The sequence below is a fragment of the Allobosea sp. GW823-FHT01F03 genome, from assembly GCF_058798075.1.
The window spans coordinates 1821884-1838506 of the sequence record NZ_CM179505.1 but is presented as its reverse complement, the minus strand read 5'-3'; the positions used below and the strand labels follow the sequence as shown (position 1 = coordinate 1838506).

The window sequence follows — 16623 nt, the reverse complement described above, 5'->3', positions numbered from 1 at the left end:
AGTGGCTGTAAGGGAGACCCGGTCAGCAGACCGGGCAATGCGAGGAGGCGAGCGGCTTGAAGCGAAATGGCCGCGCTTTTGCTTTGGCGACCGCATCCCGAATGGGCTTCGGCCAGTTGTCCGGGTCGAGCCCGTGCTGCGCGACGAAGGCGAGCGCGAGCCGTTCGAAGCCGATGCCGATGCAGCCCGTGCAAGCCGGCGAGCCATCGGGCGTCCGGATGTTCAGGCTACGGCCGAAGAAGTCGCCATGGCGGTTGTAGGAGCCGATCGCAACGGTGCCCTTCTTATAGGGCAGCTCGGCGCGGATCTCGTATTTCAGCTCGAAAGCGGCCTGATAGGCGGCCTGATCGCGGAAGGTGCCGATGAAGAACGGATCATTGGCCGTCATCACCTTATAGGCGAGACCGAGCTCCTCCAGCAGCGGCCGGACGGCGGCGCGAACATTGTCGAGACGCTCGCGGACCTGCTCGTCCTCGCCGACGAAGATGATCTCGCGCATGGTGAAATTCCAGACGCGCTCAAGCGAGACCATGTTGATCGACTCGAAGCGGAAACAGTTTCCGCTGGCCGTGGCGATGATCCCGTCCTGATCGAGCTCCGTGTCGCTGAGCGCCAGGTAGAGATGGTGGCAGACCGTGGGGGCCAGCATCGCCGCAGGACGCGCGAACAGCTCCGGATCGGCCTCGACTCTGCTGCCGATCGTCGTCGCCTCGGCGGAGAAGCGCTGGATGTCCGGCAGGTTCTCGCGCAAATGCGTCGCGAAGCTCAGAGAGTGCGGGAAATTCTTGAAATACTGCACCCGCTCCAAATAACCGGGAGCAATCAGGGCGGGAAAGCGGAAGGGCGTGGCGCCGAGCTCTCCGGCGATCTCGAGCAGGCGATCCTCGACATAGGACACGACATGCGTGAGCAGCGGCCCGATGATGAAGAAACCGGCACCCTCCTGTACGACCTCGCGGCGGGCGAGCAGTTCGGCCATCGGATCGATGTCGGTCTTGATCTGGCCCTCATGGGCTTCCAGCACGCGCAGCTCCGGCTCGAAGGCGCCGTCGGACATCGCGGTGACGAGCGTCGCGACGCGCGCCTTCAAGGCCTCGATTTCGCCTGCGCCCAGCGCGGCTCGGAGCATGAGCTGAATCGTATCGCCGGAGCCCGAAATCTGCGCGCCTTGCACACGCTCATCGACATAAGCGAGTTTCGCAAGCACGTCATGGATCAGGAAGGCAGGAACCGGCGGGTCCTGACGGAACTCCAAGGATGAAATGCTCATGGGACTCCCATTGCGGCATTGCTGGTATCATAGCGCGACCGTGCATAGCGGGTTCTCCACAGCGTGACAATCCGGCGCTCGACCAGCTATCGTAATAGCCTTCGATAGGGGCGTCGATCCAAATGTATCGATATAGTAAAATATAGATACAACAATGTTGATGGTTTAATATTTTTCTATAGTCCGTCTTTTGGGTCTTTTGTCAGGTCGATTTTTGAATCAAAAATCACATCAGGCATTTTCGTTTATTTATTATAATCTTTTTGAATTTTTTTTATAGAGGCAATGCCTTGATCTACAAAGACATCCTCTCTTGTTGGTCTGGTCAGATCTTCGGCGATCGGCGCTGCCTCGCTTTGCCGCTTGCGGCACAAGGGGCGCCCCTGGCCTGCTCTCGCCGGCCTTGGCGCAATCCGTCGCCGATGAATGTATCCGATATGGACGGGGTCGCTGTGTTCGCGGTATTTTCGAGCGATGCTGCGTGTCGTTGCATTTGGGCGTGCACAATTGCGCGAGCCGCTTGCGGTTGACGTCATTTCACAAGTCTGGAAGAAGCACGCGCACGAACCGGCCCGATGCCGGCCTTGCCGCAATACCCGGGGTGCAATGTGACTTCGCAAACTGCGCAGCGATTTATCGAGCGCGTCAATGATCGTTCGATTGTCATCGGCATTGTCGGCCTCGGCTATGTCGGCATCCCTCTGGCGCTCGCCGCGCTGCGCCAGGGCATCAAGGTGATCGGCTTCGACATTGATCAGAAGCGCGTCGATGATCTCAATGCCGGCAAGAGCGCGATCAAGCATATCCCGATGGATCTTATCATCGAGGGTGCGAAGACCGGACGCTTCGCCGCAACCACCGATTTCGACCGGATGGCCGAGCCCGACGCGCTCCTGATCGCGGTGCCGACTCCGCTGACCAAATATCGCGAGCCCGACCTGTCCTATGTCGTCAAGACGACCGAGGCGATCGCCAAGCGCTTGCGCAAGGATCAGCTCATCGTCCTCGAATCCACGACCTATCCCGGCACCACCGACGAGGTGATGCGCCCGATCCTCGAAAAGGCGAGCGGGCTGAAGAGCGGCGAGGAGTTCTTCCTGGCCTTCTCGCCGGAGCGCGAGGATCCCGGCAACCCCGATTTCGGCACCTCGACGATTCCGAAGGTGGTGGGTGGCGACGGCGCCGATGCTCTGGCCATGTCGCTCGCGCTCTACGGCGCGCTCGTCGTCAAGGCCGTGGCGGTTTCCTCGACCGCCACCGCCGAGGCGGTGAAGCTGACCGAGAACATCTTCCGGGCCGTCAACATCGCGCTCGTCAACGAGCTGAAGACGGTCTACGCCGCGATGGGCATCGACGTCTGGGAGGTGATCGACGCCGCCAAGACCAAGCCCTTCGGTTTCATGCCGTTCTATCCGGGTCCGGGCCTCGGCGGTCACTGTATTCCGATCGACCCGTTCTACCTGACCTGGAAGGCGCGCGAATACGATGTTGCCACCCGCTTCATCGAGCTCGCCGGCGAGATCAACACGCGCATGCCTTACCGGGTGGTCAATCAGCTCGCCGAGGTGCTCGACGCCAAGGGCCACAAGAATCTGAGCGACGCGAAGATCCTGATCCTCGGCATCGCCTACAAGAAGAACATCGACGACATGCGCGAGAGCCCCGCGCTCAAGCTGATCGAGCTGATCGAGAAGCGCGGCGCCCATGTCGAGTTCCACGATCCCTTCATCCCGGTGATTCCGCCGACCCGCGAGCATGCCGAGCTCACCGGCCGCAAGAGCGCCTCGGTCAGCAAGGACGCGCTCGCAGGCTATGATGCCGTGCTGATCGCCACCGATCATGACGACGTCGATTACGCTTTCGTGGTCGCCAATTCCAGGATCGTGGTCGATACCCGCAACGCATGCGCCCGCAAGGGCGTGGTCGCCGCGAACGTCTTCAAGGCCTGATTGAACGGCGCCGACGGCATCGCCCGTCGGCGCGATGGACCAGATCGAGAACGTAATCATGACAAGCTTCGCCCTGATCGGCGCCGCCGGCTACATCGCTCCCCGCCATATGCAGGCCATCAAGGCGATCGGCGGCGACCTCAAGGTCGCCTATGATCCCAACGACTCGGTCGGGATCATCGACAGCCATTTCCCGCAGGCGCATTTCTTCACCGAGTTCGAGCGTTTCGATCGCCATATCGACAAGCTGCGCCGCCGCGGCGAGCATATCGACTATGTCAGCGTCTGCTCGCCGAACTATCTGCACGACGCCCATATCCGCTTCGGCTTGCGTTCGGGCTCGGACGTGATCTGCGAGAAGCCGCTCGTCCTCAATCCCTGGAACATCGACGGCCTCGCCGAGATCGAGGAGCAGACCGGCAAGAAGATCAACACCATCCTGCAGCTGCGCCTGCACCCGGCGATCCAGGCCCTGAAGGAGCGCATCGCCCAGTCGAACGAGCGCCATGCCGTCGACCTGACCTACATCACCTCGCGCGGTCGCTGGTACCACGCCTCCTGGAAGGGCGACGAAGCCAAGTCGGGCGGTGTCGCCACCAATATCGGCGTGCATTTCTTCGACATGCTGGCCTATGTCTTCGGTCCGCTGAAATCGCAGACCGCGAGCCTGCGCCAGGGCGAGCGCGCCGGCGGCCTGCTCTCCTATGAGAAGGCCGATGTGCGCTGGTTCCTCTCGGTCGATTCCAACGACCTGCCAGACACCGTCAAAGGCAAGAAGACGACCTATCGCTCGATCACCCTCGATGGCGAGGAGGTCGAGTTCTCGGAAGGCTTCACCGATCTGCATACCCGCAGCTATCAGGAAGTCCTGGCCGGAAATGGCTACGGCCTCGAGGACGTCCGCTTTTGCGTCGAAGTGGTCTCGCAGTTCCGCAGCCTGCCGGTCATTGCCAATGGCGAGCGGCATCCCTTCGTCGACAAATATCTGAAAGGCTGACCCTGGATGGCCGCGCCGGAGATGCGTGACGATCCGCGCTTTCCCGGCGCGAAGATCCATGAGAGCGCCTATGTCGATGATGGCGTGACGATCGGCGCCGGCTCCAAGGTCTGGCACTTCGTCCATGTCCTCGGCGAGACCGCGATCGGCGAGAACTGCGTGCTCGGCCAGAACGTCATGGTCGGGCCGCGCGTCACCATGGGCAATGGCTGCAAGGTCCAGAACAACGTCGCCCTCTATGACGGCGTCGTGCTCGAGGACGACGTCTTCTGCGGCCCGTCCTGCGTCTTCACCAACGTCAACAACCCGCGCGCCTTCCTGAACCGCAAATCCGAATTCCGTCGGACGCTGGTCAAGAAGGGGGCGAGCATCGGCGCCAACGCCACCATCGTCTGCGGCCATACGCTCGGTGCCTATTGCTTCATCGCCGCGGGTGCGGTCGTGGCCAAGGACGTGCCCGATTTTGCCCTGATGGCTGGCGTCCCGGCCCGCCGCATCGGCTGGATGAGCCATGACGGCGCCAAGCTCGGCCCTGATCTGACCTGCCCCGAAACCGGCCGGCGCTATCGCGAGACCGGTCCCGATACCCTGGAGGAGATCGTCTGATGAGCGAGCGTCCCGCGATCGAATTCATCGACCTCAAAGCCCAGCGCCAGCATATCGGCAAGGCCATGGACGAGGCGATCCTGAAGGTCGTCCACGATGGCAACTACATCCTCGGCGAGCAGGTCGGCCAGTTCGAGGCCGGGCTTGCCGCGTTCTGCGGGGCGAAGCATGCGATCGGCGTCGCCAATGGCACCGACGCGCTCATCCTGGTGCTCGAGGCGCTCGGCATCGGCCCCGGCGACGCGGTGATCTGCCCGAGCTTCACCTTTGCCGCGACCGCCGAGGTGGTGGCCTGGATGGGTGCGACGCCGGTCTTCGCCGAGATCGACGAAGCGACCTATAATCTCGACCCGAAGGGCCTCGCCGCCGCGCTCGATACGGCGCGGAAGCACGATCTCAAGCCCCGCGCCCTGATCACGGTCGATCTCTTCGGCCAAGCCTGCGACTACGACCCGATCGAGGCCTTCTGCAAGCAGAACGACCTCGTCCTGATCTGCGATTCGGCGCAGGGCTACGGCGCGAGCTACAAGGGCCGGGTCGCCGGCGCGATCGGCGACTTCGCCACCACCAGCTTCTTCCCGGCCAAGCCGCTCGGCTGCTATGGCGATGGCGGCGCGATCCTCACCGCCAGCGACGAGCACGACGCATTGCTGCGCTCGCTGCGTTTCCACGGCAAGGGTTCCTACAAATACGACAATGTCCGCGTCGGCGTGAATTCACGGCTCGACACGATCCAGGCCGCAGTCCTGATCGAGAAGCTCAAGATCTATGGCGAAGAGATCGAGAAGCGCCAGAAGGTGGCGCACCGCTATACCGAAGCGCTGAAGGATCTCGTGGCCACGCCTCATGTCATGGCGGACTGCGTCTCGACCTGGGCCCAGTACACGATCCGTGTCGACGCCGGCCGCCGCGACGCCTTCCAGGCCGCGCTCAAGGCCAAGGGCGTGCCGACCACCGTCTACTATCCCAAGCCCCTGCACCAGCAGACCGCCTACAAGCACTTCCCGGTCGCCGGGAACGGCCTGCCGATCTCGGAGCGGGTGGCGCAGGAGGTCGTAGCCCTGCCGATGCATCCCTATCTCGACGAGACGACGCAGGACTACATCATCGAAGCGGTCCGCGAGGCGTTGCAGGTGCGGGCGACCGCGCTGGCATGAACAGGCCGCGGCGCCTGGCCTATCTATCCCTGGAGACGCCAAGGCCGGGCCAGGCATCGCAGACCCATATCGACGAGATCATCGCCAGCCTCGAGGGCTGCGGCTGGCAGGTCGAACTCTTCGCCACCACGCGCGGCGGAGCCAGTGCCCGGACCTCTTTCCTGCAGCGCCTGCTCGACTATGGCCGGGTGCAGTTCGCCTTGGCGCGCCGGTTGGGTGAGTTCGACGCAGTCTTCGTCCGTTCGCATTTCATGGCATTGCCGCTCGCGCTGTGCGCGCGCCGGCGCAAAGTGCCGGTCGTGCAGGAGATCAACGGCAAGCCGGCCGATATCGGGGTGACCTATCCGGCCCTGAAGCCGTTCGCACCGCTCTTCGCCTGGCTCTACCGGACGCAATTCCGCTTGGCCGCCCATCTGGTCGCCGTCACCGAAGGCCTCGCCCACTGGGCCCGCGGCTTTGCCGGCCATGATCGGGTCAGCACCGTCTCCAACGGCGCCAACACCGAGCTGTTCAGGCCCGACGGACCGCGCGCCGACATTCCCGGCCGCTATGTCATCTTCGTCGGCGGTCTCGTCGCCTGGCACGGTGTCGGGAGCATGCTCGCGGCGCTGCAGGAACCGGCCTGGCCCGTGGATGTGAAGCTCGTCATCGTCGGCGACGGCGTCGAGCGCGGCAAGGTCGAGGCCGCGAAGGCCGATCCCCGCCTCCTCTGGCTCGGACGGCAAGCTTACGACGCGGTCCCCGCCTTGCTGCGCGGTGCGCTGGCGGCACTTTGCGTGATCGAGGACCAGGATGGCCGTTCCGCCTCGGGCGTCGCGCCGCTAAAGCTGTTCGAAGCCATGGCCTGCGGCATCCCCGTGATTGCGAGCGATCTGCCGTTCCAGGCCGACATCGTCCGGCAGGCTGGCGCCGGAATGATCATTCCGGCTGCCGACGCCGATGCGCTGGCCAAGGCGGTACGGGCGCTGGCGGAGATGCCCGACCTCGCCGAGATGCGAGCGGGAGGCGCGAGCTACGTCGCGCGCGAGGCGAGTTGGCGGCGCCGTGGCGAAGAGCTTGACCGCATCCTGCATGCGACGATCGGCCGGCCCCTCAATGCCGATCCGGCCGGCTGACCACCCGACAATTTCCAATGTCTGCCCCTGTCCGGCACCTTGGTCCCAGTTCGAGATGTCATGCAGCGCTTATCCCGAGGAGGTCCCCCGTCAGGGATAGCGTCTCGAAAGATGTTTCAGGATGCTCCGGAACCATCCGGAGCATCTTGCGAGACGTTGCACCGCAGCTCCTCAGAATGAGGCTTGCTATTCTTGAGCACTCTCCGATCCTTTCCCAAAGAGAGAGATCGCATTCCGCGTCCGGCAGGAGGCTCGGCAAACTGGCTTACAAGACCCGGCATCCCGCCGACCGAACGAAGCGAGGCTCCCCAGAACCGGTAAGCGAAGATCTTGGCGAGTGCTCGGGTCTCAGTGCCGACCAGCGACGAGGCAACCGGAAGTATCGGCGACGATCTTAATGCAAGCGCCCTAACAGGTGACGTTGCGGAATATACGTTCACATGCCCCGAGCGAACCATCGGGAATCTTCTGCGACACGGTCTGGTGAGCGCAGGGCAGCGCCTCGGCCGCAGGGGGCAGGGAGTACTCTTCAAAGAATTCCAGCATGGCCAGCATGCATCGAGGCGGATATACTTAGATGAAAATCAAAGAAATTTAATTACCTTGTTTTTGTATAGTTCGATTTTTTGAACATTTAATATCCCGCCGTCAAATAACAATCATCAATAACTACGTCATATCCATCGAATTAAAAACTCCAATCCTATATCCGGGCGAATTTCTGCAAGTTAAATAATTTGATCTCGCTTTTTTCATCTAGGGTGCGCCGCAGCGTTATGGCGTGAAATCGGTTGCAATTTATCAGAAGGCGCGCCTATAAAAGCGTTGTGGGCAAGTTTCCCCACGCTTAGCAGCGAGTGGAGGTTTAAATGTTGAAGAAGATCGCTATTCCCGCCGCGATCGCGATGGCCCTCGCGACGCCGGCTGCCGCAAACGAGCTGAGCCCGGTTTTCGGTAAGGCAAAGGCCGTTTCGCTGAGCCAGAACGATGCCAAGGCTGTGGTTGGAAAGGGATCGACCTCGATCTACTACGCCTACTACGCCAACCTCTATAACTCCTACGCCCATTACTACGGCGCCATCTCGCTCGTGAACGACGTCAACGGCTATTCGTCGAGCTACACCTACTATTATACCGCCTACAGCTATGCCGCCACGGCGGCCTCGTACTATTACAGTGCTTATTACGCCAAGGTTAACTACGGCTGATAGCCTTCTTACTTGCGGGAGGGACGTTTTACGGTCCTTCCCGCCATTCCTTGCCAGGGTAACGCGTCTCCATGGAGACGAGAGTATCGTCGGGTGTTTGCATATGACGGTGTCTATAAGGATCGGTCGCCCGTTCAACCTGGCAGTACTGGTCGCTATAGCCCTACCGGCCTCCGCTCATGGGCAGACGGCTGAAGAGCGGATCAAACAGCTGGAACAGCGCCTCCTTCAGATGGAACGCCGTCTTGCGGCGGCCGAAGCCAAGGCCAGCAGTGCCCAGCGTGCCGCAACATCGAACAAAAGAACTGCTCCGGAAGCACGCCAGGCGGCGGCCACAGCGCCGGGCGGTGGCGCGGCGGCAGCTCAAACCGGCGATGTCCTGGTCGCTAAGCCCGAGGTGGTCAACGACAATCCCGAATTCAGCGTCGTTCGCGAGAACGTCGCGACATTGTCGTCGCGCTCCTTCGAGATCGCAGCCGGCATCGGCTATACCAAGAACGCGTCGCTGCTGCAGAGCGACCGAGCGTTCACGTCCTTCATTTCCGGGCGCTACGGCATTTTTGACGGCGTCGAGCTCGGCGTCAATCTGCCATATTACTACAGCTATCGCTATACGCAGGTCTCGCCGACCGAGCTGGAGGCGAACCGCGCGGCCAGCATGGGCGACACGCTCGTCCAGGTGACCGCGCTGGTCAGCAAGGAGACGCCGAATCTGCCGGCCGTCAACGCGACCATCGGCGCGGTCATCCCGACCGGCGCGAGGCCCTATTATTTCGGCGAGGCCTATCGTCCCGGAAACAACCCGATCGATCCGCTGTTCGGCCGCCAATCACGCGGCGAATGGGGCGCTTTCGGCAATGTGCAGTTCGTCAAGACCTATGATCCCGTCGTCCTGTTCGCCGGTTTCGGCGCGGAGTATTCGTTCGCGACGGCACATCAGGGCTATGAAGTCGAGTGGCCGATACGGTTCAACTACAATGCCGGCTTCTCCTTCATCATGTCCAATACCTCGACCCTGGGCTTCGCCTTGATCGGCTCCTATCAGGGCGACGTCCGCGTCAACGGGGCCCGCGCCAAGAACACCCAGTCCGAACCGATCGTCGGTCGCCTGACCCTGACCCAGAGACTGGCGCCCAATTTCTACATCGAACCGTCGGTCGGCATCGGCCTGAGCAAGGACACGCCGCAGGTCAGCGCTTCGCTCACGGTCCGCAAGAGGTTCTAGGTCCTTGCGCCCGGCCAAGCCCCGTCAGGCGAGATCACCGAAATTGGCGGTGCTCGCGGCCGTCGTGCTTGCCGGCTTCGCCGGCGGCTGCCTGAGCACCGAAGGCAAGCGTCCCTATCGCGAAGTCCAGTCCTATGCTTCGCTGAAATATGCCGTAACCGTCCGGCAGGCCTTCGATTTCTCCTGTGGTGGCGCGGCGATCGCGACATTGCTGACCCATCACCTCGGCCGCCCGACGACAGAGGTCGAGGTTCTCGACAAGTTGCGCTCCCGCTACCCCGGCAAGAGCTGGGACGCGCTGCAGAAGAGCGGTTTCTCGCTCGAGGATCTGATCTGGGTTTCCAATCAGCTCGGCTTCGAGGCGCAGGCCGCGCGGGTTTCGGCCAATGACCTGTCCGATCTGAACGGACCAGTCATCGTGCACGTCAACAAGGGAACCTTCGAGCATTTCACGGTGCTGCGCGCGCGCAAGTTCGGGCGGACCTTTCTGTCCGATCCGATCGAGGGGGCGATCACGTTGTCGAATGAGGAATTCGACGGGATCTATACCGGCGCGGCGCTGGCGATCTGGGTCAAGTCCAAGCCGCCACCGCGCAATACCGCGCTCGACCGCCCGGGGCCCTGGATCGACGGCGAGGACATGTTCCGCGGGGTCGGCGAAATGCGCCTTCCCAATACGGTCAAGCATTTGATCTAGCCCGGATAAATTGTAGCCTCCGGGCTAGGAAGAAGGAAACAGCCAATGTCCGACACTCTCAGGAGCCGCCCCGCGCTTGTTGCCGTCGCCGCAATGATGGCCACGGGATTGTATGTCGGCGAAGCCCGGGCGAGCGGCGAATGCGCCAAATACGGCAAGCCGACCTATCAGGCCGACAGGCTGGTCAAGATCGGCGGCGATACCTTCCGGTCCCGCGTCTATGTGATGGGCGACATGGAGCGGGAGGAGATCGATCATGGCGGTGGCCGCACCGAGGTGATCATCGTCGCGCGCGGCGAGGTGCTGAGCTTCTTCCCGGAGGCGAAGGTCGGCATGCGCCGTTCGGTGGCGGCCGGCGGCAGGCCGAAGACGCCGGAAGGCTCGATCCGCGCTCGCGAGGAGCGCAGCGGCTCGAACAGCCGGATCATCCTCGAGACGCGCACCGACGACGGCAGCTGGACGGTGGTCAATGAGGTGACCTGCCGCAGCGATGGCGCTCTCCTCGGCCGGCGCTCGACGGTGCCTCTCAATGGCAAGATGGTGCCGTCGGAGATGATCCAGCAGATCCGCGGCGGCAGCGTCGATCGCTCGATGTTCACCGCGCCGTCCGGAATCAGTTTCAAGCGCTGAGAATCCGATCCCGGACGGTTGGCGCCTGACTGTCGGCGGCGGAGCCCTGCCGCCTGCGCGCGCGACAAAAGCGTTCCTTGCCTAGGGCGCTTTAGCTATACTCCACCGTCGACTCTCCTGGATCCTTCCGACCCGTGCGTACTCGCCCCCAACCGGCGCTGCGAATAGCAGTGCTGTCCTACACTGCGATCGCGCGGGACCATCGCGTCCTGCGAACGCTGGAAACGCTGGCAGCGCGCGGGCACGAGGTTACGGCGATCGGCTTCGGCGAGCCGCCGGCGCTGCCGATCCGGATGATCCGGCTTCCCGACCCGCCCGGGCCGGCCGGCCAGCGCCTCGCGATCGCGGCGACACAGTTTCCTGCGAACCTCGTTCCTGCCTCGGCGGCATTTCTGCACTTGCTGTTGCCGTATCATGCGGCGGCCCGGCGGGCGTTGCTCGCTCTGCGGCCCGACATCGTCCATGCCAATGACTGGCAGGCCTTGGTCGCGGCCGAAGCCGCGAAGCGCGAGGCCGGCTCGCGGATCGTCTATGACAGCCACGAACTGGCGAGCGAGGAGCACGCGGACAACTGGCTCTGGCGCCTCGTGGCCCAGCGGCATACGCGCGCCATCGAAGCGCGCTATATCGGCGATGCCGACAGGGTCATCACCGTCAGCGAAGGCATCGCGACGACCCTGCAACAGCTCTACGGGCTGCCGACGCGCCCTTCGGTGATCCGCAACGCACCGGCGTTTCAGGCAGTCGTTCCCGCGCCGCCCGGCGAGCCGGTTCGACTGCTCTTCCACGGCATTTTGAAGGCTGGCCGGGGCATCGAGGCCCTGATTTGCGCCATGCCGCTGCTGCCGCGCCACCGCCTGACCCTGCGCGGCAATGGTTCCACCCATTATCTTGCAAAGCTGCAGGCGTTGGTGGCGCGGCTCGGCCTCGGCGAGCGCATCCGGTTCGAACCCGCCGTACCGCATGTGCAGGTCGTTGCCGCCGCGGCTGCATCACATATCGGAATCTTCTGCGCCTCGCCGGCCACGGGCCAGAACCGCTTCGCAATGCCGAACAAGGTCTATGAATACCTGATGGCGGGCCTGGCGCCGCTGGTCGCGGCTGGGACGGACCTCGCCGATCTGGTGACGGAACATGGCTGTGGCCTGGTGGCCGAGGCTGCCACGCCGGAGGCGATAGCGGGTGCTCTCGGCGCGCTGGCCCCCGAAACGCTGGCGGCGATGCGCGCCAGGGCTCTGGCCCTGGGCCGGGAGTTCTGCTGGGAGCAGGAACAGAACAGGCTGGTTGCCGTCTATGCCGGGCTGGAGGAGGAGATGGGCGGGCAGACCGGCGACCTGCCCGGGTCTCGGTGAGCCCCTCGTGAAGGCTGCGCCGACCGGAGCCCGCCACGGGAGCAGCCAAGCGATCGGCAGGCTCAGCCGAGCCGGGCTAGATCGCCGCGCGTCCGGTCGGACGCGATCACGGTGATCTATCTCAGTGTTATCGCATCGGAATTTTCCGAAAAGTGAAGTCCACTTTTCGGCCCGATGCTATAGCCTCACGGTTTCCCGGGTGGTCGCGCAAGCCCGGCATAATCGTTGAGCACCGATGCAGCGATCTGCGCCGGGTCGTGCCAGGTTTCGACGAAGCGACGCGCCTGTTCCCCCATCTCCCGCAAGCGGCCCTCGGACAGGCCCAGGAGACCGCGCAGAACGCCCTCGATCGTATCCGGATTGGCACGCATGACCGGCAACTCGGCCGCGAACGCCGACGGGGTGCGTGCCAGATCGGCCTCGTGGATGTAGCAGACGACCGGACGCCCCGCCATCATCGCTTCGACCGCGACGCCGCCATACCAGCCGACACGCAACTGGTCGATCAGCACGTGATGGCTGTCGAGTTCCGCCAGCGCCTGGGCATTCTGGCGATCCTCGACCAGGGTGAGATGCAGCGCGTGCCCCTCGGCGCGCAAGCGCTCGACCGCGGCGATCAGGGCGGCCGTTCCCTTCACCGCCCGATTGGTCGGCATGTGCAGCAGGCGCAATGGCCGCGCCTCGCCGGGCCAGGGGCGGGGCAGCTGGCGGGATGGATTGCAGTGGCTATAGGCCAGCCAGCGCGCACGGGGGGGCAGGCCGGGCAGGAGGTCGGGATTGACGGCATAGATCAGCTGAACATTGCGATCGACGACGTCGAGATAGCGGCTGCGGAACTCGTTGCGCCGGCGCAGCGGCCCGGCGATCTCGGGCAATGCCAGATGCGAATAGGGATTGCTACGGACGCTGGCCTCGATCGAGCGGATATCGTCCCCATAGAAGGTCATCGCCAGGGTCTTGCCCGTGGCGCGCCACAGCGAAAGGTCCTTGAGCCAGAGCAGGCGCGCATAGGCGAGGCGCAAGCTCTCTCCCAGCTCCGACGACGGATTTGCCTCACGCAGCGGAAAGGCCCGGACTGAAAGCGCCGTCTGGCCGAAATGACAGTGAACGACGTCCGCGGCGCGCAGGGTTCGCCAAAGCAGCGAGAAGCGCCCGAGCTCGCGGCGCAGCAGGCGATGCCGGCTGCCCGGGGGCGGCTCGAGGCATGTGTCGCCGTTGAAGCCGAGCGGCGACCAGTGCAGCGAGATCGCCTCCGCCTCGTGGCCGAGCTGACGCTGAGCCTCGGCGAGACCGGATGCATGGCCTCCCAGATCGATCGGCAAATGCACGATCCGGAGCGGGCGACCGGTCAAGGCAGCTGAGGGGGACAACGGCGAGATACGCCCAACCAGAGCAGAGATGAGATTTCCAGAGCGTTCGAGCTATACATTCCAACCCGGCGGAATTCCATCGCCAGCGATGCGGCGGCAGAGACGGCTTTTGTCCTGACGAGGTGATCTGCGGCAACGCCGGGTGAAACCCGGCGACCCCATGATCGGCCTGCCGGCGGGCGGCCTCCGGTTTCGGAAGGTCGCCCGCGCGGCTTGGCGACCTCGTCAGGCGTGCTGCTGGGCGGCGATCATCGCGGCCAGACCGGTGCGCAGGTCGGTAAACCGATGCTGCGGCATCAATTCGCCGAGCCGCGCCGTGTCCGGAACGATCTTGGGCGCCAGGCCGGCCTTGCCGCGCTCGAAACAGGGGGCCTTACCCACGAGATCGCCGATCAGATGTCCGGCGCTCTCGATCGTCTCATAGCCGGGGGCCGCGACATTGACCGTTTCGTTCCAGCCCTCGGCGATCGCCGCCTTGATGACCGCGAGCGCATCGTCGACATAGGTCGCGGAGAAGGCGAGGCCCGAACCGGAAGCCGGCAATGACAGCGGCCGGCCCGATCGCACGCGCGCGACGAGATCGCTCAGCATCCGGTCCTCGAGATGCGGCCCATAGGGCGCATAGAAGCGCAAGGTCGCGATCGGCAGGAAGCCGCGATAGAGATCGCAGAAGCTGTCGGCGAACAGTTTCGAGGCCGCGAAATACGAGCTGGGCCGACGGAACTCGCTCTCATGGCTGCCTGGCTGCTCGGTATCCTCGGCGCTGACCGTGGAGCTGTAGACGGTCCCGGTCGAGCCGAAAACGGCTCGGCCGACCCCCGTCTCGCGGGCGAAGTCGAGCAGCTCTGCAGCGGCGGCGGTGTTGACATAGAACATGTCGAGGGCGCGCTGCGGGAATTCGCGATGGTGCCGCGACACGGCGAGGTGGATGATCGCGTCGAAGCGCGGCTGCTTGCGCAATTCGGCGAGAGCCGAACGCAGCGAGGCAGGGTCGGAAAGATCGGCGTTGGCATGGCGCGAGCCGGCGATCGACGCCTGGCGGCCGAGCTGGGTCACCTCATGGCCGGCGGCGAGAAGGTCGCCGGTCAGGGCCTGGCCGATGAAGCCGCTGCCGCCGGTCACGAGAATGCGCTGGGATGTCATGCTGCAGGGGTCCTGATGGGTTGAGACGTCGCGGCCGCCGGGGCCACGAGGCCGACGAGATTCTGCTCCAGCACGGCGAGGACGCGTGCGTTGGAATTCGAGCGACGGTACCAGTCGGCGCCACGCGCCCCGACTTCCGCGCGGAAGTCGGCGTCGCCATGGAGCCGGCGCAGCGCCTCGGCCACAGCCTCCGCGGAGCGCGCCGGCAACAGCGGGGGCATTTCATCGAAGCACCAGGCGTGCAAAGCTGGATCGAAGGCGGTCACCACGGGCTTGCCGGAGTGGAAGGCCTTTGGCGGGATGCCGCCGAAGGTCGGAATGGTGAACTGGTCGCAGACGACGTCGCAGGCGCAGATATAGCGCATCATGGCGATGTGCGGCTGGGGTTCGATCCAGATGACATTGTCGGCGATGCCGAGCTCCTGCACGAGCTGGCGGCTCTTTTCCAGGGTCTGTCCCCAGGCGACCGCGATGCAGCGCGCGCCGTCGGCCCCGGAACGCACGAGATCGGCGAAGCCCCGGAACAGGTGGTCATTGCCCTTGTCCCAATTGGTGTCGCGGCTCTCGTCCCAATGCTGCCGTGGCGGGTGGAAGATGAAGAAATCGCCGCCATGCCGGGCCTGAAGCTCGGCGCGGAAAGCGGCGGCGGCGCCTTCGTCGAGCAGCCCGCTTTCGTTCACGATATGCGGCAGGAAGAAATAGGGCTGTCCGAGGCGCTCGGCCGGGGCCTGGTTGTCGCTGTTGGTGACGATGGTCTGCTCGCAATGATGGTAGACGAGCGAGGCGAGCCTGCCGGTGGCGCTGTCTTCGAAAGGCAGGTTGCGGATCGTGCCGAACTCATAGGCGACATAGGGCCGATTGGCGACGAGCGGCCAGATGCCTTCCAGCGCATAGCCGATGACCACATCATAGGGAGCGAACAGCCGCTGCATCAGCGGCAGTGCGCTCTTGAACTGGCGCAGCAGCAGCGGATCGAAGCTGCGATCGGGATAGAGCCCATGATAGCGGGCGATGAGAGCATCGACGCGCGCGTCGAAATCGCTGGGCAAAGCCGCCTGCGATGCCGGCATCTCCATTGCGGGCGAGGCATCCGCCATGGCCGGCTGCGCTGTGGCGCAGGCCAGGGGGGCAATCGCGGGGGCTTTGACGGCCGCTGCAGCCGGGGCCGCGGTCTCGGCGACAAGCGAGGGCGCCGGCAGCAGGCCGAGGCGCCGCAGGATGCGGCGGCCATAGCGCTGCACGCGCTCCACCATGTTCAGCATCGGCCATTTCAGCCGGTCCCAGAGGCGGCGACAGGCCCCTAGCACGAGCCAACCCAGGCGATGCGCGGCGCTGCGCAGGCGCCATACGACGCGCGAAACCAGTCCGCTGGAGGCGGTCGACGGTACGGCAGGTGGGCTGGCCAGAAAGCGCGACGCCGCTCGACCGATCATGCCCAGCGCATTGCTGCGGCCGAAGCCGCCGACGAGATCCAGGCAGACGGCTTCGGTCAGCCGTGTCAGGCCGAACTTCGCGTCACGCTCGCGATAGGCCGAGGCGCCGATCTTCCGCAGATGGCGCTGGTTGAGCCAGCGGAACAGCCTGGCGCGCCGGGACATGCCTTCATTGGTGGCAATCAGCGCGAGGCAGGCGAGTGTTCGAGGACCGCTGATATACCAGCCGGGAGCGGAGAAACCCGCTTTCTCCGAGTCGGGCAGGACCGGGAAGAAGTGGTCGCCGACAGAGCTCGCGTCGAAGTCGCCCTCTTCCCAGACGGGCTGGGCGTTGATGTGATAGTAGTCCCAGTTGACCGCATGACTTTCGACCGCCGCGGTCTGCAGAACCTTGCCCACATTGTATGCGTAGTTCGCCACGTTGCCGATATGGAGAACCTTGAGTTTCGGCACGGGTCGTTCCGCATGTTG

Annotated in this window: 14 protein-coding genes; 10 read left to right on the top strand and 4 right to left on the bottom strand. The window is 64.1% G+C overall.

Annotation, left to right across the window (positions count from 1 at the left end):
- Window positions 1-22: 22 nt before the first annotated feature.
- Complete coding sequence (locus AC3RCC_RS08560; RefSeq protein WP_291640195.1) at window positions 23-1270, bottom strand: class-II aminoacyl-tRNA synthetase family protein; 1248 nt, start codon at window positions 1268-1270, stop codon at window positions 23-25.
- Between the two features lie 608 nt (window positions 1271-1878).
- Here AC3RCC_RS08560 and AC3RCC_RS08555 point away from each other — a divergent pair.
- The 10 genes from AC3RCC_RS08555 to AC3RCC_RS08510 all read left to right on the top strand — a co-directional run bounded on the left by AC3RCC_RS08555 (window position 1879) and on the right by AC3RCC_RS08510 (window position 12206).
- Window positions 1879-3219 (top strand): nucleotide sugar dehydrogenase, encoded by a 1341-nt coding sequence (locus AC3RCC_RS08555; RefSeq protein ID WP_291640197.1) that lies wholly within the window; start codon window positions 1879-1881, stop codon window positions 3217-3219.
- A 58-nt stretch (window positions 3220-3277) separates the two neighbouring features.
- A complete protein-coding gene (locus AC3RCC_RS08550) occupies window positions 3278-4216 on the top strand; it encodes a Gfo/Idh/MocA family oxidoreductase (protein WP_492258166.1) in 939 nt (312 codons plus the stop codon).
- Between the two features lie 6 nt (window positions 4217-4222).
- Window positions 4223-4822 carry an acyltransferase gene (locus AC3RCC_RS08545; RefSeq protein ID WP_291640201.1) on the top strand — a complete coding sequence of 200 codons (600 nt, stop codon included), beginning with the start codon at window positions 4223-4225 and terminating at the stop codon, window positions 4820-4822.
- On the top strand, window positions 4822-5979 hold the full coding sequence (locus AC3RCC_RS08540; protein ID WP_492258165.1) for a DegT/DnrJ/EryC1/StrS family aminotransferase: 1158 nt from the start codon (window positions 4822-4824) through the stop codon (window positions 5977-5979). Before AC3RCC_RS08545 ends, AC3RCC_RS08540 begins: the two co-directional genes overlap by 1 nt.
- The gene (locus tag AC3RCC_RS08535) at window positions 5976-7094 is read left to right on the top strand and encodes a glycosyltransferase (protein WP_492258164.1); all 1119 of its coding nucleotides are present in this window, start codon (window positions 5976-5978) and stop codon (window positions 7092-7094) included. Before AC3RCC_RS08540 ends, AC3RCC_RS08535 begins: the two co-directional genes overlap by 4 nt.
- A gap of 869 nt (window positions 7095-7963) precedes the next feature.
- Window positions 7964-8302 carry a hypothetical protein gene (locus AC3RCC_RS08530; RefSeq protein ID WP_492258163.1) on the top strand — a complete coding sequence of 113 codons (339 nt, stop codon included), beginning with the start codon at window positions 7964-7966 and terminating at the stop codon, window positions 8300-8302.
- 97 nt (window positions 8303-8399) lie between these two features.
- On the top strand, window positions 8400-9527 hold the full coding sequence (locus tag AC3RCC_RS08525) for a hypothetical protein (protein WP_492258162.1): 1128 nt from the start codon (window positions 8400-8402) through the stop codon (window positions 9525-9527).
- A gap of 49 nt (window positions 9528-9576) precedes the next feature.
- A complete protein-coding gene (locus tag AC3RCC_RS08520) occupies window positions 9577-10224 on the top strand; it encodes a C39 family peptidase (RefSeq protein WP_291640211.1) in 648 nt (215 codons plus the stop codon).
- Between the two features lie 45 nt (window positions 10225-10269).
- Window positions 10270-10854 carry a hypothetical protein gene (locus AC3RCC_RS08515; protein ID WP_291640213.1) on the top strand — a complete coding sequence of 195 codons (585 nt, stop codon included), beginning with the start codon at window positions 10270-10272 and terminating at the stop codon, window positions 10852-10854.
- 134 nt (window positions 10855-10988) lie between these two features.
- Entirely contained in the window at window positions 10989-12206 is a 1218-nt protein-coding gene (locus AC3RCC_RS08510) for a glycosyltransferase (protein WP_492258161.1), read from the top strand.
- Between the two features lie 185 nt (window positions 12207-12391).
- Here AC3RCC_RS08510 and AC3RCC_RS08505 read toward each other — a convergent pair whose 3' ends face one another.
- The 3 genes from AC3RCC_RS08505 to AC3RCC_RS08495 form a co-directional block, all read right to left on the bottom strand.
- On the bottom strand, window positions 12392-13528 hold the full coding sequence (locus AC3RCC_RS08505; RefSeq protein ID WP_492258160.1) for a glycosyltransferase family protein: 1137 nt from the start codon (window positions 13526-13528) through the stop codon (window positions 12392-12394).
- 273 nt (window positions 13529-13801) lie between these two features.
- Complete coding sequence (locus AC3RCC_RS08500; RefSeq protein WP_492258159.1) at window positions 13802-14719, bottom strand: NAD-dependent epimerase/dehydratase family protein; 918 nt, start codon at window positions 14717-14719, stop codon at window positions 13802-13804.
- Window positions 14716-16605, bottom strand: a complete 1890-nt coding sequence (locus tag AC3RCC_RS08495; protein ID WP_492258158.1) for a glycosyltransferase family protein — start codon at window positions 16603-16605, stop codon at window positions 14716-14718. Before AC3RCC_RS08495 ends, AC3RCC_RS08500 begins: the two co-directional genes overlap by 4 nt.
- Between the last annotated feature and the right edge of the window lie 18 nt (window positions 16606-16623).

What these genes read in the sequence shown, in the direction of transcription:
- AC3RCC_RS08560 (WP_291640195.1), bottom strand. Translation starts at nt 1,270, where the DNA reads ATGAGCATTTCATCCTTGGAGTTCCGTCAGGACCCGCCGGTTCCTGCC.
- AC3RCC_RS08530 (WP_492258163.1), top strand. Translation starts at nt 7,964, where the DNA reads ATGTTGAAGAAGATCGCTATTCCCGCCGCGATCGCGATGGCCCTCGCG.
- AC3RCC_RS08550 (WP_492258166.1), top strand. Translation starts at nt 3,278, where the DNA reads ATGACAAGCTTCGCCCTGATCGGCGCCGCCGGCTACATCGCTCCCCGC.
- AC3RCC_RS08545 (WP_291640201.1), top strand. Translation starts at nt 4,223, where the DNA reads ATGGCCGCGCCGGAGATGCGTGACGATCCGCGCTTTCCCGGCGCGAAG.
- AC3RCC_RS08500 (WP_492258159.1), bottom strand. Translation starts at nt 14,719, where the DNA reads ATGACATCCCAGCGCATTCTCGTGACCGGCGGCAGCGGCTTCATCGGC.
- AC3RCC_RS08540 (WP_492258165.1), top strand. Translation starts at nt 4,822, where the DNA reads ATGAGCGAGCGTCCCGCGATCGAATTCATCGACCTCAAAGCCCAGCGC.
- AC3RCC_RS08515 (WP_291640213.1), top strand. Translation starts at nt 10,270, where the DNA reads ATGTCCGACACTCTCAGGAGCCGCCCCGCGCTTGTTGCCGTCGCCGCA.
- AC3RCC_RS08535 (WP_492258164.1), top strand. Translation starts at nt 5,976, where the DNA reads ATGAACAGGCCGCGGCGCCTGGCCTATCTATCCCTGGAGACGCCAAGG.